The organism is Aminobacter sp. BA135 (assembly GCF_050859125.1).
GTDB classification, from domain to species: Bacteria; Pseudomonadota; Alphaproteobacteria; order Rhizobiales; family Rhizobiaceae; genus Aminobacter; species Aminobacter ciceronei.
Map to the genome: position 1 here is coordinate 2,005,381 of NZ_CP139572.1, position 26,202 is coordinate 2,031,582.

At 63.5% G+C, this 26,202-nt stretch carries 29 protein-coding genes; 9 read left to right on the top strand and 20 right to left on the bottom strand.

Features of this window, described 5'->3' with window-relative positions; all coding sequences use genetic code 11:
- Positions 1-225: 225 nt before the first annotated feature.
- From SLT36_RS09780 to SLT36_RS09855, 16 genes are all read right to left on the bottom strand, one after another.
- Positions 226-1,323 (bottom strand): flagellin, encoded by a 1,098-nt coding sequence (locus tag SLT36_RS09780; RefSeq protein WP_067958540.1) that lies wholly within the window; start codon positions 1,321-1,323, stop codon positions 226-228.
- A 257-nt stretch (positions 1,324-1,580) separates the two neighbouring features.
- On the bottom strand, positions 1,581-2,573 hold the full coding sequence (locus tag SLT36_RS09785) for a flagellin (protein ID WP_432287123.1): 993 nt from the start codon (positions 2,571-2,573) through the stop codon (positions 1,581-1,583).
- Between the two features lie 294 nt (positions 2,574-2,867).
- Positions 2,868-3,599, bottom strand: a complete 732-nt coding sequence (fliP, locus tag SLT36_RS09790; protein WP_432287125.1) for a flagellar type III secretion system pore protein FliP — start codon at positions 3,597-3,599, stop codon at positions 2,868-2,870.
- Positions 3,596-4,105, bottom strand: a complete 510-nt coding sequence (locus tag SLT36_RS09795; RefSeq protein WP_067958562.1) for a flagellar basal body-associated FliL family protein — start codon at positions 4,103-4,105, stop codon at positions 3,596-3,598. Before SLT36_RS09795 ends, fliP begins: the two co-directional genes overlap by 4 nt.
- Before the next feature lie 9 nt (positions 4,106-4,114).
- Positions 4,115-4,819 carry a flagellar basal body L-ring protein FlgH gene (flgH, locus tag SLT36_RS09800; protein ID WP_432287127.1) on the bottom strand — a complete coding sequence of 235 codons (705 nt, stop codon included), beginning with the start codon at positions 4,817-4,819 and terminating at the stop codon, positions 4,115-4,117.
- The gene (locus SLT36_RS09805; RefSeq protein ID WP_432287129.1) at positions 4,816-5,400 is read right to left on the bottom strand and encodes a MotE family protein; all 585 of its coding nucleotides are present in this window, start codon (positions 5,398-5,400) and stop codon (positions 4,816-4,818) included. The genes flgH and SLT36_RS09805 overlap by 4 nt, the downstream gene beginning before the upstream one ends.
- A 9-nt stretch (positions 5,401-5,409) precedes the next feature.
- The gene (locus tag SLT36_RS09810) at positions 5,410-6,687 is read right to left on the bottom strand and encodes a flagellar basal body P-ring protein FlgI (RefSeq protein ID WP_067958568.1); all 1,278 of its coding nucleotides are present in this window, start codon (positions 6,685-6,687) and stop codon (positions 5,410-5,412) included.
- The gene (flgA, locus tag SLT36_RS09815; RefSeq protein ID WP_432287130.1) at positions 6,684-7,157 is read right to left on the bottom strand and encodes a flagellar basal body P-ring formation chaperone FlgA; all 474 of its coding nucleotides are present in this window, start codon (positions 7,155-7,157) and stop codon (positions 6,684-6,686) included. The genes SLT36_RS09810 and flgA overlap by 4 nt, the downstream gene beginning before the upstream one ends.
- A gap of 5 nt (positions 7,158-7,162) precedes the next feature.
- Complete coding sequence (gene flgG / locus SLT36_RS09820; protein WP_432287131.1) at positions 7,163-7,951, bottom strand: flagellar basal-body rod protein FlgG; 789 nt, start codon at positions 7,949-7,951, stop codon at positions 7,163-7,165.
- A gap of 11 nt (positions 7,952-7,962) precedes the next feature.
- Positions 7,963-8,277 carry a flagellar hook-basal body complex protein FliE gene (locus tag SLT36_RS09825; protein WP_432287132.1) on the bottom strand — a complete coding sequence of 105 codons (315 nt, stop codon included), beginning with the start codon at positions 8,275-8,277 and terminating at the stop codon, positions 7,963-7,965.
- A complete protein-coding gene (gene flgC, locus SLT36_RS09830) occupies positions 8,277-8,693 on the bottom strand; it encodes a flagellar basal body rod protein FlgC (RefSeq protein WP_067958576.1) in 417 nt (138 codons plus the stop codon). Before flgC ends, SLT36_RS09825 begins: the two co-directional genes overlap by 1 nt.
- 5 nt (positions 8,694-8,698) lie before the next feature.
- A complete protein-coding gene (gene flgB, locus SLT36_RS09835) occupies positions 8,699-9,079 on the bottom strand; it encodes a flagellar basal body rod protein FlgB (RefSeq protein ID WP_067958577.1) in 381 nt (126 codons plus the stop codon).
- A 71-nt stretch (positions 9,080-9,150) separates the two neighbouring features.
- Positions 9,151-9,780 (bottom strand): hypothetical protein, encoded by a 630-nt coding sequence (locus SLT36_RS09840; protein ID WP_286291731.1) that lies wholly within the window; start codon positions 9,778-9,780, stop codon positions 9,151-9,153.
- Positions 9,764-11,164: a flagellar protein export ATPase FliI gene (gene fliI, locus SLT36_RS09845; RefSeq protein WP_432287134.1), complete on the bottom strand. Its 1,401-nt coding sequence runs from the start codon at positions 11,162-11,164 to the stop codon at positions 9,764-9,766. Before fliI ends, SLT36_RS09840 begins: the two co-directional genes overlap by 17 nt.
- Complete coding sequence (gene flgF / locus SLT36_RS09850) at positions 11,165-11,887, bottom strand: flagellar basal-body rod protein FlgF (protein ID WP_067958594.1); 723 nt, start codon at positions 11,885-11,887, stop codon at positions 11,165-11,167. It abuts the gene before it with no gap.
- 7 nt (positions 11,888-11,894) lie between these two features.
- Positions 11,895-13,019, bottom strand: a complete 1,125-nt coding sequence (locus tag SLT36_RS09855) for a DUF1217 domain-containing protein (protein ID WP_067958597.1) — start codon at positions 13,017-13,019, stop codon at positions 11,895-11,897.
- Positions 13,020-13,173: 154 nt separating this feature from the next.
- On the opposite strand from SLT36_RS09855, the gene motA reads away from it, so the two are divergent.
- The 6 genes from motA to SLT36_RS09885 are packed head-to-tail and all read left to right on the top strand — an operon-like array spanning position 13,174 to position 18,075.
- On the top strand, positions 13,174-14,049 hold the full coding sequence (gene motA / locus SLT36_RS09860) for a flagellar motor stator protein MotA (RefSeq protein WP_432287136.1): 876 nt from the start codon (positions 13,174-13,176) through the stop codon (positions 14,047-14,049).
- A gap of 36 nt (positions 14,050-14,085) precedes the next feature.
- Positions 14,086-15,018: a FliM/FliN family flagellar motor switch protein gene (locus SLT36_RS09865; protein ID WP_432287138.1), complete on the top strand. Its 933-nt coding sequence runs from the start codon at positions 14,086-14,088 to the stop codon at positions 15,016-15,018.
- Positions 15,019-15,070: 52 nt separating this feature from the next.
- Positions 15,071-15,475: a flagellar motor switch protein FliN gene (gene fliN / locus SLT36_RS09870; RefSeq protein WP_432287139.1), complete on the top strand. Its 405-nt coding sequence runs from the start codon at positions 15,071-15,073 to the stop codon at positions 15,473-15,475.
- 49 nt (positions 15,476-15,524) lie between these two features.
- Entirely contained in the window at positions 15,525-16,538 is a 1,014-nt protein-coding gene (locus SLT36_RS09875; protein WP_067958615.1) for a flagellar motor switch protein FliG, read from the top strand.
- Between the two features lie 26 nt (positions 16,539-16,564).
- Positions 16,565-17,641: a flagellar biosynthesis protein FlhB gene (gene flhB / locus SLT36_RS09880; protein WP_432287141.1), complete on the top strand. Its 1,077-nt coding sequence runs from the start codon at positions 16,565-16,567 to the stop codon at positions 17,639-17,641.
- The gene (locus SLT36_RS09885) at positions 17,638-18,075 is read left to right on the top strand and encodes a hypothetical protein (protein WP_067958619.1); all 438 of its coding nucleotides are present in this window, start codon (positions 17,638-17,640) and stop codon (positions 18,073-18,075) included. The genes flhB and SLT36_RS09885 overlap by 4 nt, the downstream gene beginning before the upstream one ends.
- Before the next feature lie 127 nt (positions 18,076-18,202).
- Here the strand turns inward: SLT36_RS09885 and SLT36_RS09890 are convergent, their stop codons facing one another.
- Together SLT36_RS09890 and SLT36_RS09895 are read right to left on the bottom strand one after the other, a co-directional pair.
- Positions 18,203-18,958: a helix-turn-helix transcriptional regulator gene (locus SLT36_RS09890; RefSeq protein ID WP_432287143.1), complete on the bottom strand. Its 756-nt coding sequence runs from the start codon at positions 18,956-18,958 to the stop codon at positions 18,203-18,205.
- Positions 18,955-19,656, bottom strand: coding sequence for a helix-turn-helix transcriptional regulator (locus SLT36_RS09895; protein WP_310322152.1), 702 nt, complete (start codon positions 19,654-19,656; stop codon positions 18,955-18,957). Before SLT36_RS09895 ends, SLT36_RS09890 begins: the two co-directional genes overlap by 4 nt.
- Before the next feature lie 412 nt (positions 19,657-20,068).
- Here SLT36_RS09895 and SLT36_RS09900 point away from each other — a divergent pair, with 412 nt between their 5' ends.
- Positions 20,069-21,256 carry a TMEM43 family protein gene (locus SLT36_RS09900; RefSeq protein ID WP_432287145.1) on the top strand — a complete coding sequence of 396 codons (1,188 nt, stop codon included), beginning with the start codon at positions 20,069-20,071 and terminating at the stop codon, positions 21,254-21,256.
- A gap of 90 nt (positions 21,257-21,346) precedes the next feature.
- Here the strand turns inward: SLT36_RS09900 and SLT36_RS09905 are convergent, their stop codons facing one another.
- Both SLT36_RS09905 and SLT36_RS09910 read right to left on the bottom strand, forming a co-directional pair.
- Positions 21,347-22,378: a histone deacetylase family protein gene (locus tag SLT36_RS09905; RefSeq protein ID WP_432287147.1), complete on the bottom strand. Its 1,032-nt coding sequence runs from the start codon at positions 22,376-22,378 to the stop codon at positions 21,347-21,349.
- 17 nt (positions 22,379-22,395) lie between these two features.
- On the bottom strand, positions 22,396-23,049 hold the full coding sequence (locus SLT36_RS09910; protein WP_432287149.1) for a TetR/AcrR family transcriptional regulator: 654 nt from the start codon (positions 23,047-23,049) through the stop codon (positions 22,396-22,398).
- Positions 23,050-23,303: 254 nt separating this feature from the next.
- Here SLT36_RS09910 and SLT36_RS09915 point away from each other — a divergent pair, with 254 nt between their 5' ends.
- Together SLT36_RS09915 and SLT36_RS09920 are read left to right on the top strand one after the other, a co-directional pair.
- Positions 23,304-24,980 (top strand): amidohydrolase, encoded by a 1,677-nt coding sequence (locus tag SLT36_RS09915; RefSeq protein WP_432287151.1) that lies wholly within the window; start codon positions 23,304-23,306, stop codon positions 24,978-24,980.
- 125 nt (positions 24,981-25,105) lie between these two features.
- Positions 25,106-26,200 carry an ABC transporter ATP-binding protein gene (locus SLT36_RS09920; RefSeq protein ID WP_432287153.1) on the top strand — a complete coding sequence of 365 codons (1,095 nt, stop codon included), beginning with the start codon at positions 25,106-25,108 and terminating at the stop codon, positions 26,198-26,200.
- Positions 26,201-26,202 lie beyond the last annotated feature (2 nt).

Sequence of the window (26,202 nt, forward strand, 5' to 3'; positions counted from 1 at the left end):
GGAGCGGCATCATGCCCATGATCTCTCGGTGAGGATCACCCGCCATGGCCGCTACGGTTCTCATACAAAAATTCTAAAAGTATAATTGTCAGAATATCCGTGAGATAATCTTGAGTTTTCTCGAAGAAACTTTGAATATTCTTGAGTTTAAATATAAGTCGATTCTAAAACGAAAAGGGCCGCACCCTGAGGTGCGGCCCTGATGTATTGTGATGTGCCTGAGAATCAGCCGCGGAACAGCGACATGATCGACTGCGAATTGCCGTTGGCAATCGACAGCGCCTGGATACCGAGCTGCTGCTGGACCTGAAGGGCCTGCAGGCGGGTCGATTCCTTGTTCATGTCGGCATCGACGAGCTGGCCGACGCCGCGATCGATGGAGTCCATCAGGCTCGAGGTGAATGCCTTCTGCAGTTCGATGCGGCTCTTGGCGGCGCCGAGGTTGGTTGCAGCCGTGGTCATCGACTTCAGCGCGCCTTCGACCTTGCTCAGCATCGAGCCGATGAAGGCGTCGGTGACGCCGGCAGCGGTGATGTCGAGGTTGGCGACGGAGACGCCAGCGATGGACGTCGCCGTGCCGTCAGCTGCTGCGGCCGCGGTTGCGGCAGCCGTCGCCGATGCGGTGTCGGTGCCGCCACCTGCCACCGAGGCAGCATAGGCGCTGTCGTAGGCAGTCTGGGCAGCCTTCGAGCTCCAGATTGCGGTCTGGCGGTCGAGGATACCGGCGTTCTTGACATTGGCCGGGGTGCCGGCGCCCGAATCATAGAGCTTGATGCCTTCGACGTTGACGTCGATGGTCGAGATCGAGGCGGTGCCCGACGCATCGCGGTTGAAGGCCGAAACGATCTTGGCATCCTGCTGGACACCGGTGTCGGCGGCTGCTGCGGCGCCCGCGGCGTTCTTGTCGGAGGCAACCGAGAGGTAGTTGGCACCCGAGAAGGTCGCGCCGTCGGCATAGGCCTTCAACTGGCCCTGCAGCGCCTTGATTTCGGTCTGGATCTTGGCCTTGTCGGCGGCAGATGCGCCGTTGGCGGCGACCAGCTTGACCTTGATGTCATTGAGCGTGTCGATGGCCTTGTTCATGCCGGTGTAGGCGGTGTCGACCTTCGAAGCGCCGAGACCGAGCGAATCCTGAACGGTGGAAAGCGCCTTGTTGTCGGAACGCATGGTGGTGGCGATCGACCAGTAGGCGGCGTTGTCGGAGGCTTCTGCTACGCGGAGACCCGTGGCGATGCGGCCCTGGGTGACGTTGAGCGACTTGTTGGTGGCTGCGAGAGTCTGCAGCGCGGTCATTGCTGACGCGTTGGTATTGATGCTGGACATGGGAATTACGCCCCTAGGAAATGCAAAGGTACAGGGACATACCGGATCGACCGGTATGGCGGAGCGGCATCATGCCCATGATCCCCGAGGGATCACCCGCCATGCCGGGTAATCTCTCCGATACTCCCTACCAAATCGCTAAGCGTCAGAAACATTGCAGATAATCTTGGGAATTATTTCCAAAGCGCCAACCCAACGCAAACGGGCCGCACCTGAGGTGCGGCCCGTCCTGATACGGAATGCCTGAGACGGTTCGATCAGCCGCGGAACAGCGACATGATCGACTGCGAGTTGCCATTGGCAATCGACAGCGCCTGGATGCCGAGCTGCTGCTGGACCTGGAGGGCCTGCAGACGGGTCGATTCCTTGTTCATGTCGGCATCGACGAGCTGGCCGACGCCGCGGTCGATGGAGTCCATCAGGCTCGAGGTGAACGACTTCTGCAGCTCGATGCGGCTCTTGGCAGCGCCGAGGTTGGTTGCAGCGGTCGTCATTTCCTTCAGCGCGCCTTCGACGACGCCGAGCATGGCGCCGATCTGGGTGTCGCTGAAGCCCTTCACCGAAAGCGAGGCCACGGTGTAGGTGTCGGTGCCGGCTGCGGCAGCGCCGGCCGTCGGGGCCGAAGCGGCAGCGGTGCGAGCGCCCGTGCCGAGACGGAAGGCGTCGAGGATGCCGTTGGTCAGGCCGGTGGTGGCTGCCGAGCCGTCATAGAGCTTGATGTCCTGGACCTTGACGTCGATGGTCGAGATCGAGGCCGTGCCCGAAGCGTCGCGGTTGAAGGCCGAAACGATCTTGACGTCGTCGGCGGTGCCGGCGGTGGCGTGACCGGTGGTCGTGTTGACCGACAGCATGTTCGAGCCCGAGAAGGTAGCGCCGTCGGCATAGGCCTTCAGCTGGCCCTGCAGCGCCTTGATTTCGGTGTCGATCTTTTCCTTGTCGGCAGCCGATGCGCCGTTGGCGGCGACCAGCTTGACCTTGATGTCGTTGAGCGTGTCGATGGCCTTGTTCATGCCGGTATAGGCGGTGTCGACCTTCGACGCGCCGAGGCCAAGCGAATCCTGGACCGTCGAAAGAGCCTTGTTGTCCGAACGCATGGTGGTTGCGATCGACCAGTAGGCAGCGTTGTCGGAAGCTTCGGCGACGCGGAGACCCGTGGCGATACGGCCCTGGGTGACGTTGAGCGACTTGTTGGTGGCTGCAAGGGTCTGCAGCGCGGTCATTGCTGACGCGTTGGTGTTGATGCTGGACATGGGAATTACGCCCCTAGGATATGCTGAAGTACAGGGACATACCGGACCGACCGGTATGGCGGAGCGGCATCATGCCCATGATCTCTCCGAGAGGATCACCCGCCATGCCGGGCAATCTCCACGATAGAAGCTACCAAAGGTCTAAGCGGTATGGTTAACGCGCATTAACTTGCTGATTTTCCCGGGATTTGTGCGCGCCCTCAAAAACATGACGGCCGCAGCTCGCGCGAAGCGAACTGCGGCCGTCATGCCGGATTTCGGTGATAGCGCGCCCGCAAGCGGACGCGCGGTGATCTAGGTGAAAGATCGTACGAGGCTGCCGACGAGCAGGTTCCAGCCGTCGATGAGGACGAAGAACAATATCTTGAACGGCAGCGACACGACTGTCGGCGGCAGCATCATCATGCCCATCGCCATGGTGATGGTGGCGACGATCAGGTCGATGACGAGGAAGGGCAGCACGATCAGGAAGCCGATCTCGAAGCCGCGGCGGATTTCGGAGATCATGAAGGCCGGGACCAGGATGCGCAGGTCGACCTTGTCTTCCGACACCGTCTGGCCGCGTTCGCGGGCGAGGTCGGCGAACAGGTTGAAGTCCTTGTCGCGGACATTGCGCATCATGAAGGTGCGGAACGGGTCGGAAATGCGGTCGACAGCTTCAACCTGGGTGATCTGGTTGTCCATCAGCGGCTTGACGCCGTTCTGCCAGGCCTGATCGAAGGTCGGCGCCATGACGTAGAAGGTCATGAACAAAGACAGCGAGATCAGGATCAGGTTGGCCGGCGTCGACTGCAGGCCGATGCCGGTGCGCAGGATCGAGAAGGCGATGACGAAGCGGGTGAAGCTCGTCACCATGATCAGCAGGCCTGGTGCCACCGAAAGCACGGTGAGCAGGCCGAACATCTGGATGATGTAACCGATGGTGGCGCCATCGGTGTTGCCGAGCTGGCTCAGGTCGAGCTGCTGTGCGCTCGCCGGCGCAATTGCGCCAGCGAGGATGGCTGCGGTGGCCAGGAACTTTTTCATTCGAAGAGCAACGTTCTGATCAGCACTTCCTTGACGTGGCCATCGCTGCGGATCGCGGCGCGTTCGTCGAGGTCGGTCTTGAGGTGGCGGAAAGCGCTGGCGCCCTGGACTTGGTGGATCCTGAGCGTGCGCACGTAGGCGAGCAGGTCCTGGTGGACGCGCTCGGCGAGGTCTGCGGATTGCGGCGCGTCGAGCACCAGCGAGACCTCGAGGCGGATCCACATCGTGTCGGGTGCCGCGAGATTGGCGGTGATGGCCGGCAATTGCACCAGAGTGCCTGCAGCTTCGCTGGCCGGACCGTGTTCGGCCGGCGCTTCTTCCTTGGCGGCGTGGGCCTTGGGCGCTTCGGGAGCAGCTTGCTCGACAGGTGTGCTCTCGCCCTTGAGGTAGCCACCCGACAGCCAGCCCATGCCGATGGCTCCGACGGTCAGCACCGCCAGGATGCCGAGCTGGACGACCAGCGAGGGGCCGGGCTTCTGGGGGAGGAACTGATCTATGTCTGACATGTCCCGGACCTAGAAGGGGAGGACCTGGTCGAGGAACTGCTGCCCGTAGGGCGGCTGCTGGACCTCGGTGATGCGGCCGCGGCCACCATAAGAGATGCGTGCTTCGGCGATACGCTCGTAGGGAATGGTGTTTTCCGGACCGATGTCGGACGGACGCACGATGCCGGCGATGGTCAAGACGCGCAGTTCGGCGTTGACGCGCACCTCCTGCGAGCCCCGTATCATCATATTGCCGTTGGGCAGCACGTCGGTGACGACGGCGGCGAGGAGCAGGTTGAGCTTCTCGGACCGCGTGGTGGCGCCGTCGCCGGCATAAATCGACTTGGAGCCGGCGCTGCCATCGCCCTTGCCACCGGTCTTGGCGCCGTCCCATTCGACATTGAGGCCAGCGGCAATGGTCCGGTTGGTGACGCGGTTGCGCTCGGACTCGTTCTGGAAACGGGCCCTGTCGTCGATCTCGATCTTGACGGTCAGGATGTCGCCCGGCTGCAGCGCGCGCGGATCGGTGAACATGCGGCTCTGCTTGTCCTGCCAAAGCGAAAAGCGCTTCGGCGGTGCGGCAGGCGATTCAGGATAGCGGTACATCGACGAGCTGCCATCCTCGATGCCGGAGCCGACGGCCGACATCGTCGGCTCCTTGCCGATTTCCTTGAGGTTGGAGCCACAGCCGGCAAGGCTGGCCATGGCTGCGGCGAGGAGGGCTTTTCTGATCATGTGGGGTCTTCCCGGCGTGCGGCGCTCGCGATGATGCGGGTCAGTTCCGCCGCGACCTTGCTTTCCATTTCATTCAGGATGACGCTCGCCTTGCGCGCGTCGAGCTTCATCATGATGGCGGCGGCGAGGTCGGTGTTCATCACCGCCAGGCGCTCGGCGGCGGCATCGGGTTTCATGCGTGAATAGATCTGGACGACACCTTCCTCGGCGCGGGCGAGGAAGACCTCGCGGCGCTTCAGCCAGGTTTCGTATTCGGTCTTGCGCTCCTCGAGCAGGGCGATGCGTTTGTCGACCTCGGCCTGCAGCTTCTTCAGCTCCTCGGCCTGCAACTGGTAACGGCGGTCGCGGGCAGCGTCGGCAATGTTGGAACAGAAGCGCTCGACCTCGCTCTGTTCGACCGGCGGCACGGCAGCCTCGACGGGTTTCTTCGGGGTCTCGCGCTCGATGACCCGCGTCGGCGTGCCCTGGACCACGGGCGCCTTCGGCGCGGCCTGTTCGGCGGATGCGGAACCGGCAAAGACGACGCCGAGTGCTGCCGCGGCAAGTGCGTGGCGACGGATGTGGGAGAGGGCGTTGGTCATGGCCATGGCTTACTGGACCACCAGGTCGGCCTGCAGCGCGCCTGCCGACTTGATGCCCTGGAGGATTGCGATGATGCCATCCGGCTTGACGCCGAGGCGATTGAGGCCGGCGACCAGCGTCTGCAGATCCGGGCCGTCGAGCAAGGCGAGCTTGGAGTCGGCGCGCTCGGTCTCGATGACTGTAGCATCTTCGACCGCAGTTTCGCCGCGCGAGAATGGCTCGGGCTGGACGACGCGCGGCTGCTCGGTGATGCGAACCGTGAGCGTGCCGTGGCTGATCGCGACGCGCGAGATCTTGACCTCGTTGCCGATGACGATGGTGCCGGTACGCTCGTCGACGACGACCCGCGCGGGGACGTCCGACATGATCATCAGGTTCTCGAGCTCGGCATAAAAGCGCGCGGTCGAAACGCCTTCGGGCTTGCGGATGACGACGACACGCGAATCCTGCTCGCCGGCGACACGCTTGCCGAAGCGGTGGCGGGCATAGTCGTTGATGGCGTCGGCAATGCGCACCGAGGTCGAGAAGTCAGGATTGAACAGCTGCAGCGTGAGCACGTTCTCGTCGGCGAAGCGGGCCTTGACCTCGCGTTCGACGATGGCACCGTTGGGAACGCGGCCGGAGGTCGGCACGCCTTGCGTGACCTGCTCGGCCTTGCCCTGCGCGTTGAAGCCGGAGACCAGCACCGACCCTTGGGCGACGGCGTAGATCTCGCCATCGGGCGCCTTGAGCGGGGTCATCACAAGTGTGCCACCGGCAAGCGATGAGGCGTCGCCGAGCGAGGAGACGTTGATGTCGATGCGTGCGCCGGCCTGGACGAAGGCCGGCAGGTTGGCGGTGACGATGACGGCGGCAACGTTGCGAACGCGCGCCCGGCCATCCTCGGAGGCGATGCCGAGATTTTCGAGCATGGCGCGGATCGACTGCTCGGTGAAGGGCGAATTGCGCAGGCTGTCGCCCGAGCCGTTCAGGCCGATGACGAGACCGTAACCGACAACCTGGTTGTCGCGGGCTTCCTGGAGCGAGGCGACGTCCTTGATGCGGACATTGACGAGATTGGCGGCGGTGCCCGAATTGAGCGTGGTCTGACGGCCGCCATCGCCCGAGGTGGCGATGAAGTCGCCGTCGCCGCCATTGCCACCGCCGAATTCGGTTGTGGCGTAACCACCGGCAGCCGCCTTGCCGCCGGCCTTCAGCTGGCCGGCCGGAACGCCATCGGGGCCGTCTGCATAAGCGGTTTGCAGGCCGAATACGGCGATTGCGGCGAGCAACAGTCTACGGATCATATGGCACCCACGCGGATCGAGCCGTCGGCCATGACCGTGCCCGTGAAGACCTTGCCGCTGTCGAGGTTGCGGACCTTGACGACGTCGCCGGCTGCACCTGGCTCGAGCGTCACGGCCGCGGCCGAGATCATCAGCGGGCCCGAGGCGAAGACGACCTGAACGGAAGCGCCGCGGTCGACCAGCCAGGCCTCGCGCAGCGCGGTAATCGGAACATAGCGGCCGGGCAAAAGCGTACGCTTGGCGATGCGGCCGTCGAGCTCGTCGGCCATGGTGGCGACTGCGTCGGGGCGCACCTTGCCCGGCTTGAGGGTGACTTCCTTGAGCGAGGACAAGGCGATCGTCTCGCCGGGATAGATGACGCGGTTGGGAACGAGCACGACCTCCTGGTCGGCAGCCTGCGCTGCGCCGCCAAGCATGGCGAAAGCAAGGACTGCCGAGCGGATGTAGAGGAGGGCGTTCCGTCGCCGCATAATCTTCACCGGATGTTCTTGGAGACGACGGCGGCCATTTCGTCGGCCGCCTGGATGACCTTGGAGTTCATCTCGTAGGCGCGCTGTGCCGAAATCAGCTCGGTGATTTCCTTGACCGGATCGACGTTGGAACTTTCGAGGTAGCCCTGGCGGATGGTGGCGTAGCCGGGATCGCCGGGAATGCCGACATTGGCCGCGCCCGACGCTTCGGTTTCGGCGAAGAGATTGTCGCCGAGCGGCGCGAGGCCGGCCTCGTTGGCGAAGTTGGCAAGCGTCAGCTGCCCGAGCGGCTGGAGCGCCGTCTGGTTGTCGAGCCGGGCGAAGACCTGGCCGGAATTGTTGACGATGACCTCGACGGCGTCCTGCGGCACGTTGATCGCCGGAATGACGTTGAAGCCGTCGACGGTGACGAGTTGGCCGGTGGCGTTCTTGTTGAAGGAGCCGGCGCGGGTGTAGAGCGTCTGACCGTCGGCGCCTTCGATCTGGAACCAGCCCTTGCCGGTCAGCGCGAGATCGAACTCGTTGCCGGTGTTGGTCGGCACGCCCTGGATGTGGACGTTGCGCACCGCCGACGTCTTGACGCCGAGGCCGATCGAGACGCCTTCCGGCACGATCGCCGAATTGGCCCGGTTGGGCACGCCCTGGGTGCGGTCGACCTGGTAGAGCAGGTCGGAGAACTCTGCGCGGGCGCGCTTGTAGCCGGTCGTGTTGATGTTCGCGATGTTGTTCGCGATCACCTCGAGATTTGTCTGTTGGGCATTCATGCCCGTGGCGGCAATTGCAAGCGCTTTCATCGGGTTGTTCCTCAGATGCCCATGCGGCTGACTTCGAGATAGGCCGTGACGATCTTGTCGCGGATGGCGACGGCGGCCTGCAGGGCCTGCTCGGCGCTCATCACGGCATCGACCACCTCACGCGTGTCGGCCTTGCCCTGAAGGCCGGAGAGCGACAGCTGCTCGGCCTGGCGCAAGGTGTTGTGCGCTTCGGTCGCTGCGTCGGCGAGGGCGGCGGCGAAGGACGAGGCGACACCGCCGCCTGCCGCAGCCGCGCCGACCTCGGGCACAACGCTGGTCGGCTTGGACAGTAGCTGGGTGCCGACTGGGCTGATGGAGCCGATCATTACTGATTCCTCATAAGATCAATCGTCATGGAAATGAGTTCGCGCGCCTGCTTGACGACCTGCAGGTTGGCTTCATAGGAGCGGTTGGCCTCGGTCATGTCGGCCATTTCGATGATGACGTTGACGTTGGGCATCTTGACGAAACCGGCGGCGTCGGCGGCCTCGTTGCCGGGCTGGAACTCCAGCGGAAAAGCCGTCTGGTCGTGGCCGATCGAGGCGATCTCGACGGTCGAGGCGCCGGTGGCGCGGTCGAGTTCGGCGGCGAAGCTGACGGTCTTGCGACGATAGGGATCGGCGCCCGGCGTGTTGCCGGTCGACTGGGCATTGGCGAGGTTTTCCGAAACGATGCGCAGGCGTTCCGACTGGGCTCCGAGACCGGAACCGGCGACCTTGAGGGCGGCGACGAGCGGATCCATCCCGGTCAGGCCTTCGTGCTCAGCATGATCATGCGGTGGAAGGCCTTGACGATGGCCGTGTTGAGCTCGAAGGAGCGGCGGACTTCGCCGGCTTTCATGAGCTCTTCCTCGACGGCAACCGTATTGTCCGAAGGCAGAACGGCGTGCTTGGGATCCTCCGGCCTGATGGCGTAACCGGCTTCGGTGGCGCCGCCGGTGAGGTGGCCCGTCTGGGTCGACGCCATGGCGACGCGCGAACGGTCGAGCACTTTCTCGAAGGGCTCGATGTCGTTGGTCCGATAGCCGGGCGTGTTGGCGTTGGCGACGTTACCGGCGATGGCGTTCTGGCGCACTGAGAGCCAGCGAGCCTGCTGGGCAGCCAGATCGAACAGGTTGACGGGGTCCATGGAAATCTCCGAGCAGATTTCCAAACACTATGGCCTCAGTCTTGCGCGGGCCTTGCGAGGGAGCCGGGCCGCTACTGCGCGACCTGGAAGACCTCTTCGCGCGAGGTGACGAGCACCCATTTGCCGTCGCGCTGTTCGATCGATGCAACGCGGCTCGAATCGGGCAGCACCGAGCCGCGCTGCACCACCCAGACACCGGCGTCGTCCTCGACCATGGCGCGGCCATTGGCGATGTGCACGAGCTTGAATTCGATCTTCGGTCCAGGAAAGGGCTGTTCGGCGATGCCGGCAAGACCAGCTTCATCCTTGTTGGGGCGCAGCGAGCCGGTGGCAAACAGGTCGAGCTTCATCGGCGGAATGTCTTCGGCCGTCATCGGCGCGCCGACACGTTCGACCTGCTCGCCCATGACAAGTGGGACCGCTTGGTCGTTCTGACCGCCGCCGGAGAATTTCATCGCCCGGATGCCGAACTTGTCCTGATTGAAGAAGATGTACCAGGGAAACAGCGCGCAGGTGAGCCCGAGTGCGATGCCGAGGGCGGCGATGATGAAATCGCTGCGGTGATCGCGCTTTTTCTCGTGCTTCGGCGTGATGGTCAGCGGCCGGCGTTTCAGGCCGAGCCGCTGCATCAGCGTGCGCGGCTCGTCCTTGGAGCCTATCATCTCAAGGAATTCGCTTGCCGGGTCATTCCGCCTGAACATGTGTTCTATCCCTGGATTTCAAATGGCGTGCGAGGTCGGAAAACGGATCGAGCGAGGGCCCGTCGGCAGGCGACTGGCCGAGCGCTTCGTAGATTACCGGCACCTGCTTCACGGCGAGGTCGAGGTCGGGATCGGCGCCCGGCTGGTAGGCGCCGAGCAGACGGATGTCGCGCGTGTCCTCGAAGCGCGAGATCAGTGCCTTTAGTTTGCTGACGAGCTGGCGCTGCTCCGGCGTCCAGGCCTTGGAGGCGAGACGGGAGATCGAAGCCAGTGGATTGACCGGCGGATAGCGGCCCTGCTCGGCGATGGAACGGTCGAGCACCACGTGGCCATCGAGAATGCCGCGCACGGAATCGGCGACGGGATCGTTGTGGTCGTCGCCGTCGATAAGCACGGAGATGATGGCGGTGATCGATCCCGTGCCCTCCATGCCGGGGCCGGCGCGTTCGAGCAGCTTGGGCAGTTCGGTGAAGACGGAGGCGGGATAGCCGCGCGCCACCGGCGGCTCGCCGGCGCCGATGGCGACCTCGCGCAGGGCATGGGCAAAACGGGTGATGGAATCGAGCACCAGCAGGACGCGGTGGCCCTTGTCGCGGAAATGCTCGGCGACACGCATCGCGGTGTCGGGCGCGCGGCGGCGCATCATGGCGCTCTCGTCCGAGGTGGCGACGACCGCGACCGTCTTGGCCATGGCAGCGACGCCGATGGTGTCTTCGAGAAATTCGCGCACCTCGCGGCCGCGTTCGCCGATCAGGGCGACGACGACGGTGTCGAAGGCATCCGCGCCGGCGAGCATGGCAAGCAGCGTCGACTTGCCGACGCCGGAGCCGGCGAAGATGCCCATGCGCTGGCCGAAACACAGCGGGGTGAAGATGTCGATGACGCGGACGCCGGTCAGGAAGCCTGTTTCGACGCGTTGGCGGGCGAGCGCCGCAGGCGGGATCGCTTCGGTGGCATCGTTCCTGGCACTGCGGACCAACGGTGCGCCGCCGTCTATGGGGCGGCCGAGCGCGTCGATGGCACGGCCGCGCCAGCTCGGATGCGGCGTGATGGCGATCGGCCCACGCGTGAAGACGGCATCGCCGACGCCGACCTCGCCGCTGCTTTCATAAGGCGCCACCAGCACCTCGTCGCGGCCGATCTGCACGATCTCGCCGCGCCGGTTGCGGCCATGGCCACGGTGTTCCACGATGTCGCCGAGGCGCGCGCTGAGCGACAGGCCGCCGACCTTGTAGTGGGTTGGTGCGATCTCGGTCACTTGCCCGCCGCGTCTGACCAGCAGGCGGTCGTCGGCGAAGCGGTGCTGGATCCGCTCGAGCGCTTCGAGCCGGTTGTCGTGGACCGCCTGGGGCTCGTCGCGGATGTTGGCCAGCGCGTTGCTCACTTACTTCGAGCCGAGGGTCTTGATGGCGTCGGAGAACGACGCTTCGGTTTGGCGCATCAGAGCGGCGGTGTTCTCGAAGGCGCGCTGCACCATGATGAGCTTGCTCATCTCCTTGATTGGATTGACGTTGGACTCCTCGACGAAGCCCTGGACGATGCCGGCATCCATGCGGTCGACGACCGGCTCGGGCGCCGTCGGCGGAATGACGCCGGAGTTGCCGTAGCGGACGAAATTGGTACCGGGGTTGAACTCGTAGAGGCCGATGGCGCCGACGAGGCGTCCGTCCTGGCGCAGCGAGCCGTCGGAACCCGCGGTGGGCGGTCCGGCACGTGGGTCAAGCTGCATCGGCGCGCCGCCAGCGTCGAGCACCGGATGGCCCTCGACGGTGACGAGCTGGCCTTCCGCCGTCATCGAGAAGCGGCCGTCGCGCGTCATCACGACGCCAGCAGGCGTTTCGATGCCGAACCATGCGTCGCCGCGAATGGCGAAGTCGAACGGGTTGCCGGTTTCACGCATCGCGCCATGCTGGGTCGACAGGTAGGTATCACCCGGCGAGGTGAAGGAGACGGATTTCGGGCCGAGGCCGGAAACGACGTCCTCGAACTTCACGCCGGTGGCGCGGAAGCCGACGGTCGAGGCGTTGGCGACGTTGTCGGCAATGGTGTTGAGACGCTTTTCCAGAGCCACCTGGGCGGAAAGGGCGACGTAAAGACCGTTCTGCATGATGTTCTCAGAACCTCAGTTTCTGCATGGCAAACAGCACGTCAGTCGAAACGCCGTAGGCCGGCGACGACGAGCCGAACAAGGTGCCGACGGAGGCCTGCACCGGGGAGGACGGATTGTTGATTTCCCAGAGGCTGGTGAAGCGCTTGAGGAATTCGCCGAGCTTCTTGGGATTGGCAAAGGTCTCGATCTTGAGCTTGTCCTCGAACAGCTTGACCTGACGGTCGATGTTGGCCGAGGCGAATGATTCAGGCAGGCCGAGCGCGGTGCGCACGACCTTGGCCAGCGCTGGGTCGGCGAGCACTTCGTAGAAGCTGGTGATCGAGGGGGCCTTGCGCTCGAAATAGAGCGCGAGGCGCACGCCCTCATTGTCCTTGCCGGCGTCCTCTTCCAGGGTCTGGCGGACATACTTGTCGACCGCCGGACGCTGCGCGGCATTGTAGGTCGTCGCATCCTTGCCGAGTGCTTCGAAGTTATAGGTGCTGGCAAACGCGGCGTAGCGCTTGTCCGTCATCTGGTTGGCGTAGCTCTTCGGGTCGCGAACGCCGCCGGCCAGTACCTTTTCCATCATCTCCTTGTTGGGGATCGACCCTTCGATGCCGAAGGATTTCATGGCGAAGGTGTAGAGCCTGGTGTCGGACATAAGGTCCTTGGCCGATGTCACCTTGACGATGTTGTCGAGGTAATACTTGACCTCCTTCTTGACCGCTTCGGAGTTGGGGTCGACACCATCGAGCTTGACCCGGATCAGGTATTTGTCGACCGCGCCCTGCTGCGCCTTGGTGTAGACGGTGGCCTTGTCACCGAGCTCGGCAAAGTTGAAGCTCTTGACGAATTCGGCGTAGCGCTTGTCGGTCAGCTTGTTGGCGAAGCTGTCTTCCTTGGCCACGCCTTCCTTCAGGGCCTTGACCATGAAGGCCTTGGCGTAGGCCATGTCCTGCAGGCCGTGCGCCTTCATGGCGTATTTGAACAGACGATCGTTCTTGACGAACTCGTCGATGCTTTTCACCTTGGTGATGTTCTTGAGATAGTACTCGGTGTCGCGCTCGACAGTGGGCTGGTTCTCCACGCGATCCAAGGCCTTGCCGAGATCCCGCGCGATCAGGTGGTAGCTTGTATAGGTATTGAGCACGACAACAGCCCTTCCGCCGCAGCATAGACGGGGAAGGCTACGCCCCATTGCTTGCGCGAGGCTGAATGGCTTTGCGATGGTCCTTCAAGCCTCACACAAGGCACGGCCGCTATCTGTGCCTGTATGTTGCTTTGAAAGTGCGGAAGGACCTGCTGTGGGCATTCTGATCGGACTCGTCGTGACGCTGGGCTGTGTGCTCGGCGGCTTCATGGCGATGGGTGGACACCTGGAAGTCCTGATGCAGCCTTGGGAACTCGTCATCATTGGCGGTGCGGCCCTCGGTACGTTCCTGGTTGCCAACCCGATGGCCACCGTCAAGGATACCGGCAAGGCGATCGTCGAAGCGCTCAAGCAGGCAGTGCCGAAAGAGCAGGACTATCTCGAGACGCTGGGCGTGCTGCATTCGCTGATGCGCGAGTTGCGCACCAAAACCCGGTCCGAGGTCGAGGCGCATATCGACAACCCCGACGACTCGCCGATCTTCCAGGCCTATCCGCTGGTGCTCAAGAACTACGACCTGACGCATTTCATCTGCGACTATTGCCGCATCATCATCATCGGCAACGCCCGCTCGCACGAGATCGAGGCGCTGATGGACGAAGAAATCCAGACCATCCGTGCCGACAAGCTCAAGTCCTATCACGCGCTGATCGCCGTCGGTGACGGCCTGCCGGCGCTGGGCATCGTTGCTGCGGTGCTCGGTGTGGTCAAGGCGATGGGCGCGCTCGACCAGTCTCCCGAAATCCTCGGCGGCCTGATCGGCGCGGCACTTGTCGGCACCTTCCTCGGCATCTTCCTATCCTATGCCGTGGTCGCGCCGATCGCCACCAAGATCAAGACGGTGCGCGAGAAGAAGAACCGCCTCTACATCGTCGTCAAGCAGACGCTGCTGGCCTACATGAACGGCTCGCTGCCGCAGGTTGCAATCGAGTTCGGCCGCAAGACGATCTCGTCTTATGATCGTCCATCGATCGATTCGGTGGAGCAGAGCACGCTGAACACGGCGATCGTCGAGAAGAAGGCCGCCTGAGCCAATGCGGGACGCTGACAAAGGGCATCGCAAGTCATGAATACCACCGCAAGCCCGGCGGAACCGCGGGATGTCGTCATCGAGCGCCTGCTGGGCGATACCGGCGAGCCGGAGAAAGTGCTTGCCGCTGCGCGCCGCCTGGCCGAACGCGCGGCAACCGCTATTGCCGAGGCCATCAACCAGGCACTGCCAACATCTGTCTTCGTCGAGGTTGGCGAGATCAAGCTTGGCCGCATGACGGATGCCAAGGCAGGCAAGAGCAACCAGGCGATGACCGTCGCCCCGACCAAGCTTTCGCCCGATGGCCTGGTGATGACGTTCGATCCGCAGGCGATCGCCATCCTGGTCAACCTGATGTTCGGCGGTGATGCCGGCCGCGACATTGCCCCGATCGACCGCGATCTGTCGTCGATCGAGCTTGGCGTTGTCTCGCTGCTGATCCAGGATGTGGCGCGCGCGATGAACGCGCAGGGGCCGGACGGTGGCCTTGGTATCAAGCTGCCGGCGCCCGAAGCGATCACCGGTGCGATGATGAAGAAGCATGTGTTTCGCGACGGGCCGTCGGCGCGCATCGTGCTGACCGTGTCGACGACGGCTTCGCGCGGTACGCTGACGCTGACGCTGCCGCAGCGCGTACTGGTTGCGGATCGCCGCCCGGCAGAGGTCGAGACGAGTGCTGCTCCGAGCACCGAATGGCGCTCGCGCTTCTCCGACGAACTGATGCGCTCGACCGTGAGGCTGGAAGCCTCGATGCCGATCGGGCGCATGACGCTTGGCGAACTGACTGGTCTCCAGGTCGGGCAGGTCATCGAGCTCGCCGAGAACACCCAGTCCAACGCTGTTATCGCCGCTCGCGGCAAGACACTGTTTGCCTGCGAGTTCGGCAAGCTCGGCCAGAATTACACAGTACGCATCCGGCGTCCGTTCGACTCTACAGAAGAAACAATTGAAGGGATCGTCGCGGGGTGAGCTGCTGCCCAGCAGCACCAGCCGCCGCGAACGACAGAACTGGAGAACACCGATGAGCAAGGCACAGTCCAAGCCCGAGGTCGAAAAGCCCGAAATCGAAGAAGTCGAGGACGATCAGCTCAATCGTGCCATCGAAGAATTGCGCGGCGTGCTGAGCGAAGAGGAAAAGCGGCCAAGCGCCGGCGGTGCAGCGACAGCAGCCGGCAACAGCAGCGTGATCTTCGGCATTCCGGTCGAAGTGCAGATCGTGCTCGGCAGCACCGAAATGCCGGTGTCGGAGCTGATGGCGCTGCAGAAGGGCTCGACGGTTGCGCTCGACCGCCGCATCGGCGAACCTGTCGACGTCGTGGTCAACGGAAGGCGTATCGCGCGTGGCGAAATCACGGTACTTGAAAGCGATCCGTCGCGTTTCGGCATCCGCCTGACCGAAATCGTAGCGGCGACGAAGAGCGCCTGAGGACTGGACTTTTGACTGTGCTTACCCCTGCTTCCAGAGAGACCTCCGCATGACCACGTCGCTGGCGTCGCTGACGCGGCCACAGAAGGCTGCGGCTATTTTGGTGGCAATGGGCAAGCCCTCGGCCAGCCGGCTGCTGAAGTTCTTCAAGCAGGAGGAGCTCAAGGCGCTCATCGAAGGCGCGCGGCTGCTGCGTACGATTCCCCAGGCCGATCTCGAACGGATCGTCGCCGAGTTCGAGGCCGAGTTCACTGAAGGTGCCGGCCTGCTCGATTCCGCCGACAAGATGGACACCATCCTCAACGAGTCGCTGTCGCCGGAAGAAATGAACGCCCTGATGGGCAATGGCGAACCCTTGATGATCAAGGACAACCTGCCGCCGGTGTGGCCGCAGGTCGAAAGGCTCGAAGCAACGCAGATCGGCACTTTCCTTGCCAATGAGCATCCGCAGACCGCGGCGATGATCCTGTCCAACCTGGCGCCGACCTATGCGGCACGCGTGGTGTTGTCGATGGAAAAGCCGGTGCGCAGCGAGATCATCAAGCGCATGATGGAATTGGCCAACGTGCCCGAGGCGGCGACCAAGCTGGTCGAGCAGCAGCTGCGCAACCACGTGCTGACCGAAAGCGCCCAGAAGGATACATCGGTCGGACAGACGCGCGTCGCCAGCGTCCTCAACGAACTGGACAAGTCGCAGCTCGAAGAGGTGATGAGCGACTTGCGGGAAGTCGGCATGGCCGATCTCGATGCCATCCGCGCCCGCCTGTTCTCCTTCGAGGACATCACGTCGATGTCGCAGAAGGCGCGCGTGGCTCTGTTCGACGGACTCTCGACCGAACTCATCACCATGGCCCTGCGTGGAACGCCGCTGCCGCTCGCCGAGGCCGTGCTGTCGTCGATCAGCGCGCGCTCGCGCCGCATGATCGAATCCGAACTGAGCCAGGGATCGGAAGGCATTCAACCGGCCGACATCCTGCGTGCCCGCAAGACCATCGCTTCCACCGCCTTGCGCATGTCAAACGAGGGCCTCCTCGAATTGCCATCCGCGCAAGACGCCGCCTGACCTTATCCGACGCGGTCTGCTGAGCAATGTCGGATGAGGACAAAGACTCCAAAACAGAAGAGCCGACAGAGAAGAAAATCCGCGACACGATGGAGAAGGGCAAGTTGCCCGTCTCCAAGGAAGTCGCGATCTTCACCTCGTTCCTGGCGATCATGGTCTATGCCGTGTTCTTTGCCAGCTCGTCGGTCGCCGAACTCGGCGTCTTCCTGTCCAATTTCCTCGAAAAGCCCGAGGCCTGGCCGCTCGGCACCGAGCGCGACGTCATCGAACTCTACCAGGTGGTGGCGGTCGAGATCGCACGCGCGGTCGCCAGCCTGTTCGTGATGCTGATCGTGGCGGGCGTCGGTGCGTCGCTGATCCAGAATGTGCCGCAGTTCGTCGGCGAGCGCATCCGGCCGCAAGCCGAACGCATTTCCCTGACCAAGGGCTGGAAGCGCATGTTCGGCGCTCAGGGCCTTGTCGAATTCCTGAAGTCGCTGGGCAAGCTCGGCTTCGTGATGATCGTGCTTTACTTCGTGCTGTCGGACGATCATCGCCGGCTGCTGGCCGGTATGATCACCAATCCGGTGGCCTTTGGCGACGTCATCCGCGGCATCACCGTCGACATCCTGGTGGCGATCGTTTTCGTCATGGGGGTGATCGGCGTCGCCGACATCGTCTGGTCGCGCTTCCACTGGTTCCAGGAACAGCGCATGACCAAGCAGGAGGTCAAGGACGAGATGAAGCAGTCGGAAGGCGATCCGATAGTCAAGGCCCGGCTGCGCTCGATCGCCCGCGACCGCGCTCGCCAGCGCATGATGACCGCGGTGCCCAAGGCGACGCTGGTGATCGCCAATCCGACCCACTTCGCCATCGCGTTGCGCTACGTCCGCAACGAGGATGCAGCACCTGTCGTGCTCGCCAAGGGGCAGGACCTGGTCGCTTTGAAGATTCGCGAAATAGCCGAACAGAACGGCATTCCAGTGTTCGAAGACGTGGCGCTCGCCCGCTCCATGTACAAGCAAGTTTCAGTGGATAGTGTCATTCCATCGCAGTTCTACCAGGCCGTCGCCGAACTGGTGCGGATCGTTTACGGAAACAAGGCTCAGCGCAATCCGTCATGAAAAATCAGCAGTACGCTTCGACCCGTGAAGTACTTGTTGCAACGGCGATCCAGCCGGTGGTGCGCGAATTGCGCCTCGTCGACCTTGCCGACTACATCGCCTTCATCAGGCTCGAGCATTTTGCCAACGTGGCCGATCTGGTCGATTCTGCGGCGGAGCTCTATTTCATGCCGGGCGCGCTGCGCCTCGGGCTGGGCGGTGAGGCGCATGTCAGCTGGACGGGTAGCCCGCGCATCGTTCTTGACCTCGAGCTCAGGCCGGAAGGGGCGGTGGTCTATTTCCAGCTGTCGATGACGGCGACCAACGCGTCAGTGGAAGTCCACTATGTGTCGTTCGAGAAGCCGGATCCGGAGCCGGAAAAGAACACGGAATATCTCGCCGCCGCCATCCAGCATGCGATGATCAGGCGGACGCCGCAGGCCGAAGCGGCCTAGATTCGAGTGATGCCGGCTTGCAAATGCCTGCTCCCTGCGCTTCCGGTGCTCACGTAGGTTGAATGTACGCTCCGGTTCTCGGTACCGGCCATTCTTGGCTCGGCCTGACCCGAAACCCCGACCAGCGCTAGTCGATCAGGCCCAGCCGCAGCGCCTTGGCGACCGCATGCATGCGGTTGACGGCGTTGAGCTTCTGCGTCGTCTGGGTGAGATACTGGTTGGCGGTGTGCACCGAAAGCTTGAGCAGCTTGGCAATCTCTTCGCTGGTGTAGCCGCGAGAGGTCAGCTTCAGGCATTCGATCTCGCGGCGCGACATCGACGGCAGGTCGCGTGACTGGGACGAGATGATGCGCGACACCGCATCGAACAGCGCAAAGCAGCGGCCGTGCAGGTCGTGCAGCGTCTGCGGGTTGGGCGAAAGCTCCGGGCCGCCGAAGATGAAGAGGCCGACCTGGCCGCGATCGGTGTAAACGGGAAATGCGATGCCGCGGCCACTCTGGGCGAGTGGTTCGATGCGGCTGGTCCAGGTGAGTGCTGAAAAGACCTCAGGTGCATCGGCGTCATCCGTCCACCAGCATGGCGCAGTCGACTGGCGCGCATGGCGCATCAGGTGTTCGCCGATGCCGCCGCCGAGCAGGCGGGCAGCCGACATGGAGCCGGGATAGTCGGAATCAAAGCATGCCGTCAGCCGGCCGCTTTCTGCGGGTGGACCTGCCAGGCACAGCGCGAAATCGCGCGCGCCGAGATCGACCGAGATCCAGCGGCAGCGCTTGGCGGCGTCCGCGAGCGTTACGGCTTGCAGGCCGATCGGGTGAGGGGCGGACGGAACATCCTGGTCATAATCGCGTGCGCGGCTCAGCTGCTTTGCCTGGGCGTAGCTCAAATGATGCCGCTCCTGATTGCGGTCGCAATCGCCATGGCGCGATTGGAGGCCGACAGTTTCTGGATCGCGTGGGTGATGTAGCTGTTGACGGTGTTGGAAGACACGCCGAGGATCAGCGCCACCTCGTCGGTGGTCTTGCCCTCGGAGACCCAGAACAGGCACTCCCGCTCGCGGTCCGACAAGGGGTCCTGCATTGTCGCTGCGGCCAGCACGCTGGGCGCCTGCGACAGGGCATAACAGCATTCGAGCTGGGTGCGCGGCATGACGTTCGGATCGATGCGGCCGGCCTCGGCAGCCGAGAACAATACGAACAAGCGTTGGCGGCCGACATGCAGGCGAAGTGCGAAGATTTCGGCATGGCCGAGCACGTCGAGCAGGCGGGCTTCCTCGCCGCCGAGAATGGCGGGCGCCTGGGAGGCCAGCAGGCTCTGCGGGCGCGCGCCCGGCGCACTGGCGAACGGGCCCTGAGCCAGACCGGCGATCAGTGCATGACCGGCGAGCTGGATGGCGTCGTAGATCCAGTTCGAGGCGATGATCTGGAGATTGTCGCGCTCCTGATCCTGGGCGATGGCGACCAGCATGTAGCCGTCTGCACCGATCTCGTCGGTCAGGTTCATGAAGAAAGCAGTGAGATCGCTTCTGGATGCGAGCCTTGCTGCGACGGTGGTCTGTTCGTTGCGAGCGGCGAGGGCGGTCATTTCAGAAACTTCTGCCGGAATCCATAAGGGTACCTGGTCTGGGCGGCGCCCGAACCGGTCGTAAAACTCGTGACTATGACGCTAGAAACGCGACGCGGACGCCTTATGCATCCATCGGCCGAATCCGTGCGGGTCGCGCGAAGCCTGACGCGCTCTCAACCGAGGAAAATCCCGGTATTTCAGAGAGTTGGTGGTTCGCCGCGCCCCCCGTGGACCGGCTGATTCGGGTTCAATTTAACCCCTCGCGAATCGCTCCGCAAACAGAATTGACAAAAAGTTAATTCAGAGTCCTTCGACAGACTCAAGGCAGCCGGAAACGCTGCGGAAACCTTCGGGAAAGCTTCGCGAGAATGGCCATTGATCGCCTGGCCCATTCGGCTTAACGCTGCGTCGCTTGGGGCAGGGATAGCAGATGAGCGATCAGTTTCGTGAAGTGACCAGCGTGTCGTGGTTCGGGCGCATCAGGCGCTCGGTCGGAGGCGTGTTGGTCGGGCTCGTCCTCGTCCTTGCCATGGTCGTGGTGCTGTTCTGGAACGAGGGCCGGGCGGTGACCACGGCGCGCTCGCTGGCGGAGGGCGCAGGTGCGGTTGTGTCGGTGCCCGTCGACAAGATCGACGCCGCCAATGAGGGCGAGCTGGTGCACACCACGGGGCCCGTGACGACCGCTGACGCAGTCAGCGATCCGGACTTTGCCATCGAGGCCAAGGGCGTGCGACTGGTGCGCACCGTCGAGATGTTCCAGTGGGTGGAGAATTCCAAATCGGAGACCAACACCAAGCTGGGTGGCGGCGAGGAAACCGTCACCACTTACAGCTACGCCAAGGAATGGCAGGACCGGCCGATCGACTCGGCCGAGTTCAAGCAGCCGGCCAATCATCAGAACCCCGCCATGGCGCTCGGCTCGCGCACGTTTCAGATCCATGAAGGCAAGCTTGGCGCCTTTACGCTTGACGAGCCGGTGTTCGACCGCATCGGCGACAGCAATCCGCTGACCATCACGCCGAGCCAGCTGCCGGACATTGCTGCGTCCTATCCCGGCACCGAGCGTGTCAATATTGTCGACGGGCGTATCTATCTCGGCGCCAACCCGACCTCGCCCGCCATCGGCGACTACCGCATCGAGTACCGGCTGGTACCGCTCGGCGACATCAGTGTCATCGGCCGCCAGACGGGCGAGCGGTTTGCGCCCTACCAGACGGTGGCCGGCGACGAGCTGCTGCTTGTAGACAGCGGCAGGGTGCCGGCGGAAAAGATGTTCGCCGACGCAGTCAGTGCCAACACCATCATCACCTGGCTGGTGCGCGTCGGCTGCCTGCTGTTGCTGGCAATCGGCTTCGGGCTGCTGCTGGCGCCACTCGGCGTGATTGCCGATGTGATCCCCTTCATAGGCTCGATGGTGCGCATGGGCACCGGGCTTGTCGCCTTCGTACTGGCCTTGCTGGTGGGCACTGCAACGATCGCGGTCGCATGGTTCTGGTACCGGCCGCTGCTGGCGATAGGCATTGCGCTTGGCGGACTCGCGGTTGCCTGGCTGCTGACGCGGCTTGGACGGAAGAAGGCAGCGGCGCCGGCGGCTGCGGGAACTGTTTCGGCGCAGTGACCTGAGAACGGTGGCAGCCTAGTGCTGTCTCTGATCCGCTTCTTCGTGGCGCCTTCTCCCCGCAAGCGGGGAGAAGGGAGAGCTTGAGGACTACCGCCCCTCGAAGCCGGTCAGCACGCCGACGGCATTGACGCCGATCTCGTCGACGGCGTAACCGCCTTCCATGACGAACAAGGTCGGCAGGCCGAGCTTGGCGATGCGGGCACCGATCTTCGGATAGTCGGCGCTGGTCAGCTTGAAGTGGCTGATCGGGTCCTTCTCGAAGGTGTCGACGCCGAGCGAGACCACGACCACGTCAGGCGCATAGGCAGCGAGCTTCCGGCAGGCTTCTTCCAGTGCCTCGTTCCATTTGTCGAAGGTGGTGCCGAAGGGCATCGGGTAGTTGATGTTGAAGCCTTCACCTTCGCCCGAACCGCGTTCGTCGGCATAGCCGAGGAAGAACGGATACTCGGTCATCGGGTCGCCATGCAGGTTGATGACCTGGATGTCGGCGCGTGAGTAGAAAATCTCCTGAGTGCCGTTACCGTGGTGATAGTCGACGTCGAGCACGGCGACGCGCTTTGCGCCCTGGTCGCGGAACCACTGGGCGGCGACGGCGGCGTTGTTGATGAAACAGTAGCCGCCCATGAAAGCGGCACCGGCATGGTGGCCCGGCGGACGGCAGAGCGCGAAGGCGGCACGTTCGCCGGCCTTGACGAGTTGAGCTGCTGTCAGCGCCACATCATAGGATGACTTGATGGCATCCCAGGTCCCCTTCACGAAGCTCGCGCCGCCGTCGAAGGAGTAGTAGCCGAGCAGTGCCTCTATGGTCTGCGGGCGCACGTCGCCGCGCAGGCCGCGCGTCGGCCAGGCGAAGGGGATGGCCGAGCCGGTTTTCCCTGCTGCCTCCCAGTGCGGCCAGACGGTCGGCAGGAAATCGATGTAGTCGGCCGCGTGCACGCGCTTGGCGGCGGCGAGGTCATGTATCTCGGGCGCCAGGATATCGCCGAGCTTCTGGTTTTCGACCCGCGCCTTGATGATCTCGGCCCGCGAGGGTTTTTCGAAGCCGGGCACGATGGCGCCGGCGACAAGCTCCATCTGGTCGCTGTGGCCGGCGTGAAGCGGCGAAAAGACTGTCTTCATGAAAATCCTTCCTGGTTCTAGTTGAGGTCGAGATAGGGGGCGACGAGGGCAAGCCACATGGTCTTGACGTCGTCCTGGATGAGATCGAAGGCCTTGCGGTCGCGCTTGAGCCCGACGAGACGGCAGACGTGGCCGACTTCCATCATCACCACGCCGAGCCGGCTGGCGATGCCGTCGTCGAGCGCCGGGTTCACATGCTGCAGCCAGGCTGCATAGAGCGCGATGATCTGGTCGTCATACTCGTTCTGGATCGGACGGAGGTCGGGATTGCCGGTGATCGCCTCGATGACCGGCATCAGCGTGGCGTTGTCGAGATAGAGCCGGGAGGTGTCGACGAAGAGCTTGTCCACCTCCTGCTGGAATTCGTCGCGATTGGTCGGGCGGGGAGCCGCAATGCGCTTGGCGATCACTTCCGGGAAGGCACCGAGCCAGCGCCGGGCAAGGTCGAGCAGGATGGCTTCCTTGTTGGGAAAGTACTGGTAGACCGAGCCGACCGACAGGCCGGCGCGCTGGGCGATGGCCAGCGTCGTCGGCGTCTTGGTTCCCTGTTCCCTGGTCAGGATCAGGGCGGCGTCGAGGATCCTGTCGACGACCTTGCTCGACCGTTCCTGTCGCGGCTGCTTGCGCGGGCTAAGCGCCGTCGTGGCCTTCTTTGTGAGACTGCTCTTCACGGACTGGACTTCTCGCTCCCTGCTCGTCGCCAGCATACACCAGGGGCGTCCTCCACAACGCATCCCCGGAAAACCCGCATATTGACAAACGCGAATAATTAGTCGCATTTTTTCTCGACGCTGTCTTTAGGGAAAGAGGAATTCCTTGGGACAGCGAACCGGCCTCAGCCTGCTGTCTGGTTGCGCCACTCCTTGGGAAGGGGCAGCCGGTGCGGGCGTGAACGGTATCAGTCAGTCAAGTGCGCGGAGTCGCGATGTCTGTCCAAACGGTTCGCAATGCCGATCTGATCGTCATCAACGGCCGCGTGCTGACCATGGACTCGACCCGGCCCACGGCCGAAGCGGTGGCAGTCGTTGATGGACTGATCGCAGCCGTTGGCGACAACGCCACCGTTGAAGCGCTGCGCGGCCCCGACACAACGATTATCGACGCGCGCGGCGGCTCGGTGGTTCCTGGCTTCATCGAAGCGCACATGCATCTCTTCTCGGGTGCGGCCGAACTGGCGCATCTGCAGCTTGCCGGCGTGCATGGCCTTGATGCTCTGCGTGAAGCGGTGCTGGCCTATGCGGCTGCTCGCCCGAACCAGCGCATGCTTGTCGGCCAAGGCGCCGACTACACCATTCTCGGCAGCGAGCGCGTGACGCGCCATCACCTCGACGCCATCTTGCCCGACCGGGCCTTCATCATGGCGGCCCCCGACCATCACACCTATTGGGCGAACACCAAGGCGCTCGAAATGGCCGATGTGCTGCACGGGCGGGAACTTACGCCCGGCAACGAGATCGTCATGGGCGACGATGGCCTGGCCGAGGGCGAGCTGCGCGAGAACGAGGCGTTCAACCCGGTGCTCAAGCTTGCCGGCGAGGAGCGTGTGCGGCTCGGCCTGTCGACCGGCGGCGAGCCTGATCCTGTGCCCGAAGGCGAGGAACGCGCGGGTGACAGGGACATCATGCGCCGCGGCCTCGACTGGTGTGCGCGCCACGGCATCACTTCGATCCAGAACATGGACGGCAATTTCTACCAGTTGGAGCTGTTGTCGGAAGTCCAGGCAGAGGGCGATCTGATCTGCCGGGTGCAGATCCCATTCCACTACAAGAACTTCATGACGCCAGACGCGCTGGACAAGGCGTCCGTCATGGCCGAGCGCTACGACAGCGACTGGCTGTCGTCGGGTCTCGTCAAGATGTTCTATGACGGCGTGCTGGACTCCTGGACGGCCGTGATGATCGAGCCCTATGCGGATCGTCCCGACTGGGTCGGCGAGCCGCTGTTTTCGCCAGAGGAGTTCAAACGTATCGCCACCGAGATCGACCGGCGCGGCCTCCAGATCGCCGTGCATTCGATCGGCGACGGCGCGACACGCGCCGTACTGGACGGCTACGAGGCGGCCGCAAAAGTGAATGGCAAGCGCGACAGCCGCCACCGTGTCGAGCATGTCGAGTTGACCACGGCCAGCGACATCCAGCGTTTCGTCGACCTCGGCGTGATCGCTTCGATGCAGCCTCCGCACCCGCCGGGTGCGATGAGCTTTCCTCTTGAGCCGACGGTATCGCGCATCGGTCGCCAGCGCTGGCCCTATGCCTATCCGACCCGGACCTTGATCGAGGCCGGCGCGCATGTGGTGTTTGCCTCCGACTGGCCGGTGGCGCCGATCGATCCGATCGAGGGCATGCAGGCAGCGATGCTGCGCAAGCCATGGGCTGAAGACATGCCCGACCAGAGCGTTTCGCTGCACCAGGCGCTGGCTGGCTACACCGTCGAGGGCGCCTACGCCGAGTTCAAGGAAGACCGCAAGGGCGCGTTGAAGCCGGGCTATTTCGGCGATCTGGTGGTGCTCTCGGCCGACATCGAGGCAACCGATCCGGCTGACCTGCACCAGGTGCGGCCGGTGACGACCATCTGCGGAGGGCGGGTGACCTACCAGGCATGAGCCGCATGGCGGATGCCTGGCGACAGGACGACGAGCCGTTGTTGCCAAGCCTGACGGGGTGTGGTGACAATTGAACGGGGAAAAAAGTTTCACTGCAAAAGTGGACGAAACAATGGGGCGTTTGCGTGCCGGACACACCGGGTAAGAATGCGATCGAAGTTCGTGGGGTTCGTAAAGTATTCGGAACGGGAGAGGCGCAGGTCGCAGCGCTGGATACCGTTTCGGTTTCGATCAGGGAAAACGAGTTCTTCACGCTGCTTGGGCCTTCCGGCTGCGGCAAGACCACGCTGCTTCGCCTGATCGCCGGCTTCGATTTTCCTTCGGAAGGCGAGATCCTGCTCTATGGCAGCGATATCGCGCCGCTGCCGCCGTTCAAGCGGCCGGTCAACACGGTGTTCCAGTCCTACGCACTGTTTCCGCATATGACGGTGGCCGAGAACATCGGCTTCGGCCTTGAGATGCTGGGCAAGCCACGCGCCGAGATCGACGCCCGCGTCGCCGAGATGTTGAAGCTGGTGCGCATGGAAAAGCTCGCCAAGCGCCGCACCAGCCAGATCTCCGGCGGTCAGCAACAGCGCGTGGCGCTGGCCCGCGCACTCGCGCCGCAGCCCAAGGTGCTGTTGCTCGACGAGCCGCTGTCGGCGCTCGACTACAAGCTGCGCAAGGAAATGCAGATCGAACTCAAGCGTCTGCAGCACGAGACCGGCATCACCTTCATCTTCGTCACCCATGACCAGGAAGAAGCGCTGACCATGTCCGATCGCATCGCGGTGATGTCGTCGGGCAAGATCCTGCAGGTCGGGTCGGCGCGCGAGATCTACGACCGGCCGGCGGTTCGCTTCGTTGCCGACTTCATCGGCGAAACCAATTTCCTCGACGCCAGCATCGACAGCATCGACGGCGGCAAGGCCAAGGTGACGCTGAAGTCTGGCGCGACGATCTCGGCGACGGTGGCCGATGGCTTCAAGCCCGACGGCGATGCCACCGTCGTCATCCGGCCCGAGCACGCCAAGGCGGTGAAGGGCAAGGGCGACATTTCGGGCCTTGTCGAAAACGTCGTCTATTTCGGCACCGACACGCATGTGCATGTTAGGCTGGATGACGGCGAGGCTTTCACCGTGCGCCAGCAGAACACGCGCGGCGCGCTGGTGGAATTCGAGCGCGGCGAGCGCGTCGGCATCGTCCTCGGCGACGATGCGGCCCAGATCCTGAAGGACTGAGC

Bases quoted from the DNA above. Each gene is read 5' to 3' on its own strand.
- SLT36_RS09875 (WP_067958615.1), top strand. From the start codon at position 15,525: ATGACCACGTCGCTGGCGTCGCTGACGCGGCCACAGAAGGCTGCGGCT.
- flgG (WP_432287131.1), bottom strand. From the start codon at position 7,951: ATGAAAGCGCTTGCAATTGCCGCCACGGGCATGAATGCCCAACAGACA.
- SLT36_RS09825 (WP_432287132.1), bottom strand. From the start codon at position 8,277: ATGATCGGCTCCATCAGCCCAGTCGGCACCCAGCTACTGTCCAAGCCG.
- fliN (WP_432287139.1), top strand. From the start codon at position 15,071: ATGAGCAAGGCACAGTCCAAGCCCGAGGTCGAAAAGCCCGAAATCGAA.
- SLT36_RS09900 (WP_432287145.1), top strand. From the start codon at position 20,069: ATGAGCGATCAGTTTCGTGAAGTGACCAGCGTGTCGTGGTTCGGGCGC.
- flgB (WP_067958577.1), bottom strand. From the start codon at position 9,079: ATGGACCCCGTCAACCTGTTCGATCTGGCTGCCCAGCAGGCTCGCTGG.
- SLT36_RS09840 (WP_286291731.1), bottom strand. From the start codon at position 9,780: ATGTTCAGGCGGAATGACCCGGCAAGCGAATTCCTTGAGATGATAGGC.
- SLT36_RS09805 (WP_432287129.1), bottom strand. From the start codon at position 5,400: ATGACCAACGCCCTCTCCCACATCCGTCGCCACGCACTTGCCGCGGCA.
- SLT36_RS09780 (WP_067958540.1), bottom strand. From the start codon at position 1,323: ATGTCCAGCATCAATACCAACGCGTCAGCAATGACCGCGCTGCAGACT.
- flhB (WP_432287141.1), top strand. From the start codon at position 16,565: ATGTCGGATGAGGACAAAGACTCCAAAACAGAAGAGCCGACAGAGAAG.
- flgA (WP_432287130.1), bottom strand. From the start codon at position 7,157: ATGCGGCGACGGAACGCCCTCCTCTACATCCGCTCGGCAGTCCTTGCT.
- SLT36_RS09785 (WP_432287123.1), bottom strand. From the start codon at position 2,573: ATGTCCAGCATCAACACCAACGCGTCAGCAATGACCGCGCTGCAGACC.
- SLT36_RS09865 (WP_432287138.1), top strand. From the start codon at position 14,086: ATGAATACCACCGCAAGCCCGGCGGAACCGCGGGATGTCGTCATCGAG.
- SLT36_RS09885 (WP_067958619.1), top strand. From the start codon at position 17,638: ATGAAAAATCAGCAGTACGCTTCGACCCGTGAAGTACTTGTTGCAACG.
- flgH (WP_432287127.1), bottom strand. From the start codon at position 4,819: ATGATCAGAAAAGCCCTCCTCGCCGCAGCCATGGCCAGCCTTGCCGGC.
- SLT36_RS09810 (WP_067958568.1), bottom strand. From the start codon at position 6,687: ATGATCCGTAGACTGTTGCTCGCCGCAATCGCCGTATTCGGCCTGCAA.
- SLT36_RS09795 (WP_067958562.1), bottom strand. From the start codon at position 4,105: ATGTCAGACATAGATCAGTTCCTCCCCCAGAAGCCCGGCCCCTCGCTG.
- flgF (WP_067958594.1), bottom strand. From the start codon at position 11,887: ATGCAGAACGGTCTTTACGTCGCCCTTTCCGCCCAGGTGGCTCTGGAA.
- SLT36_RS09905 (WP_432287147.1), bottom strand. From the start codon at position 22,378: ATGAAGACAGTCTTTTCGCCGCTTCACGCCGGCCACAGCGACCAGATG.
- SLT36_RS09915 (WP_432287151.1), top strand. From the start codon at position 23,304: ATGTCTGTCCAAACGGTTCGCAATGCCGATCTGATCGTCATCAACGGC.
- SLT36_RS09895 (WP_310322152.1), bottom strand. From the start codon at position 19,656: ATGACCGCCCTCGCCGCTCGCAACGAACAGACCACCGTCGCAGCAAGG.
- fliP (WP_432287125.1), bottom strand. From the start codon at position 3,599: ATGAAAAAGTTCCTGGCCACCGCAGCCATCCTCGCTGGCGCAATTGCG.
- flgC (WP_067958576.1), bottom strand. From the start codon at position 8,693: ATGGATCCGCTCGTCGCCGCCCTCAAGGTCGCCGGTTCCGGTCTCGGA.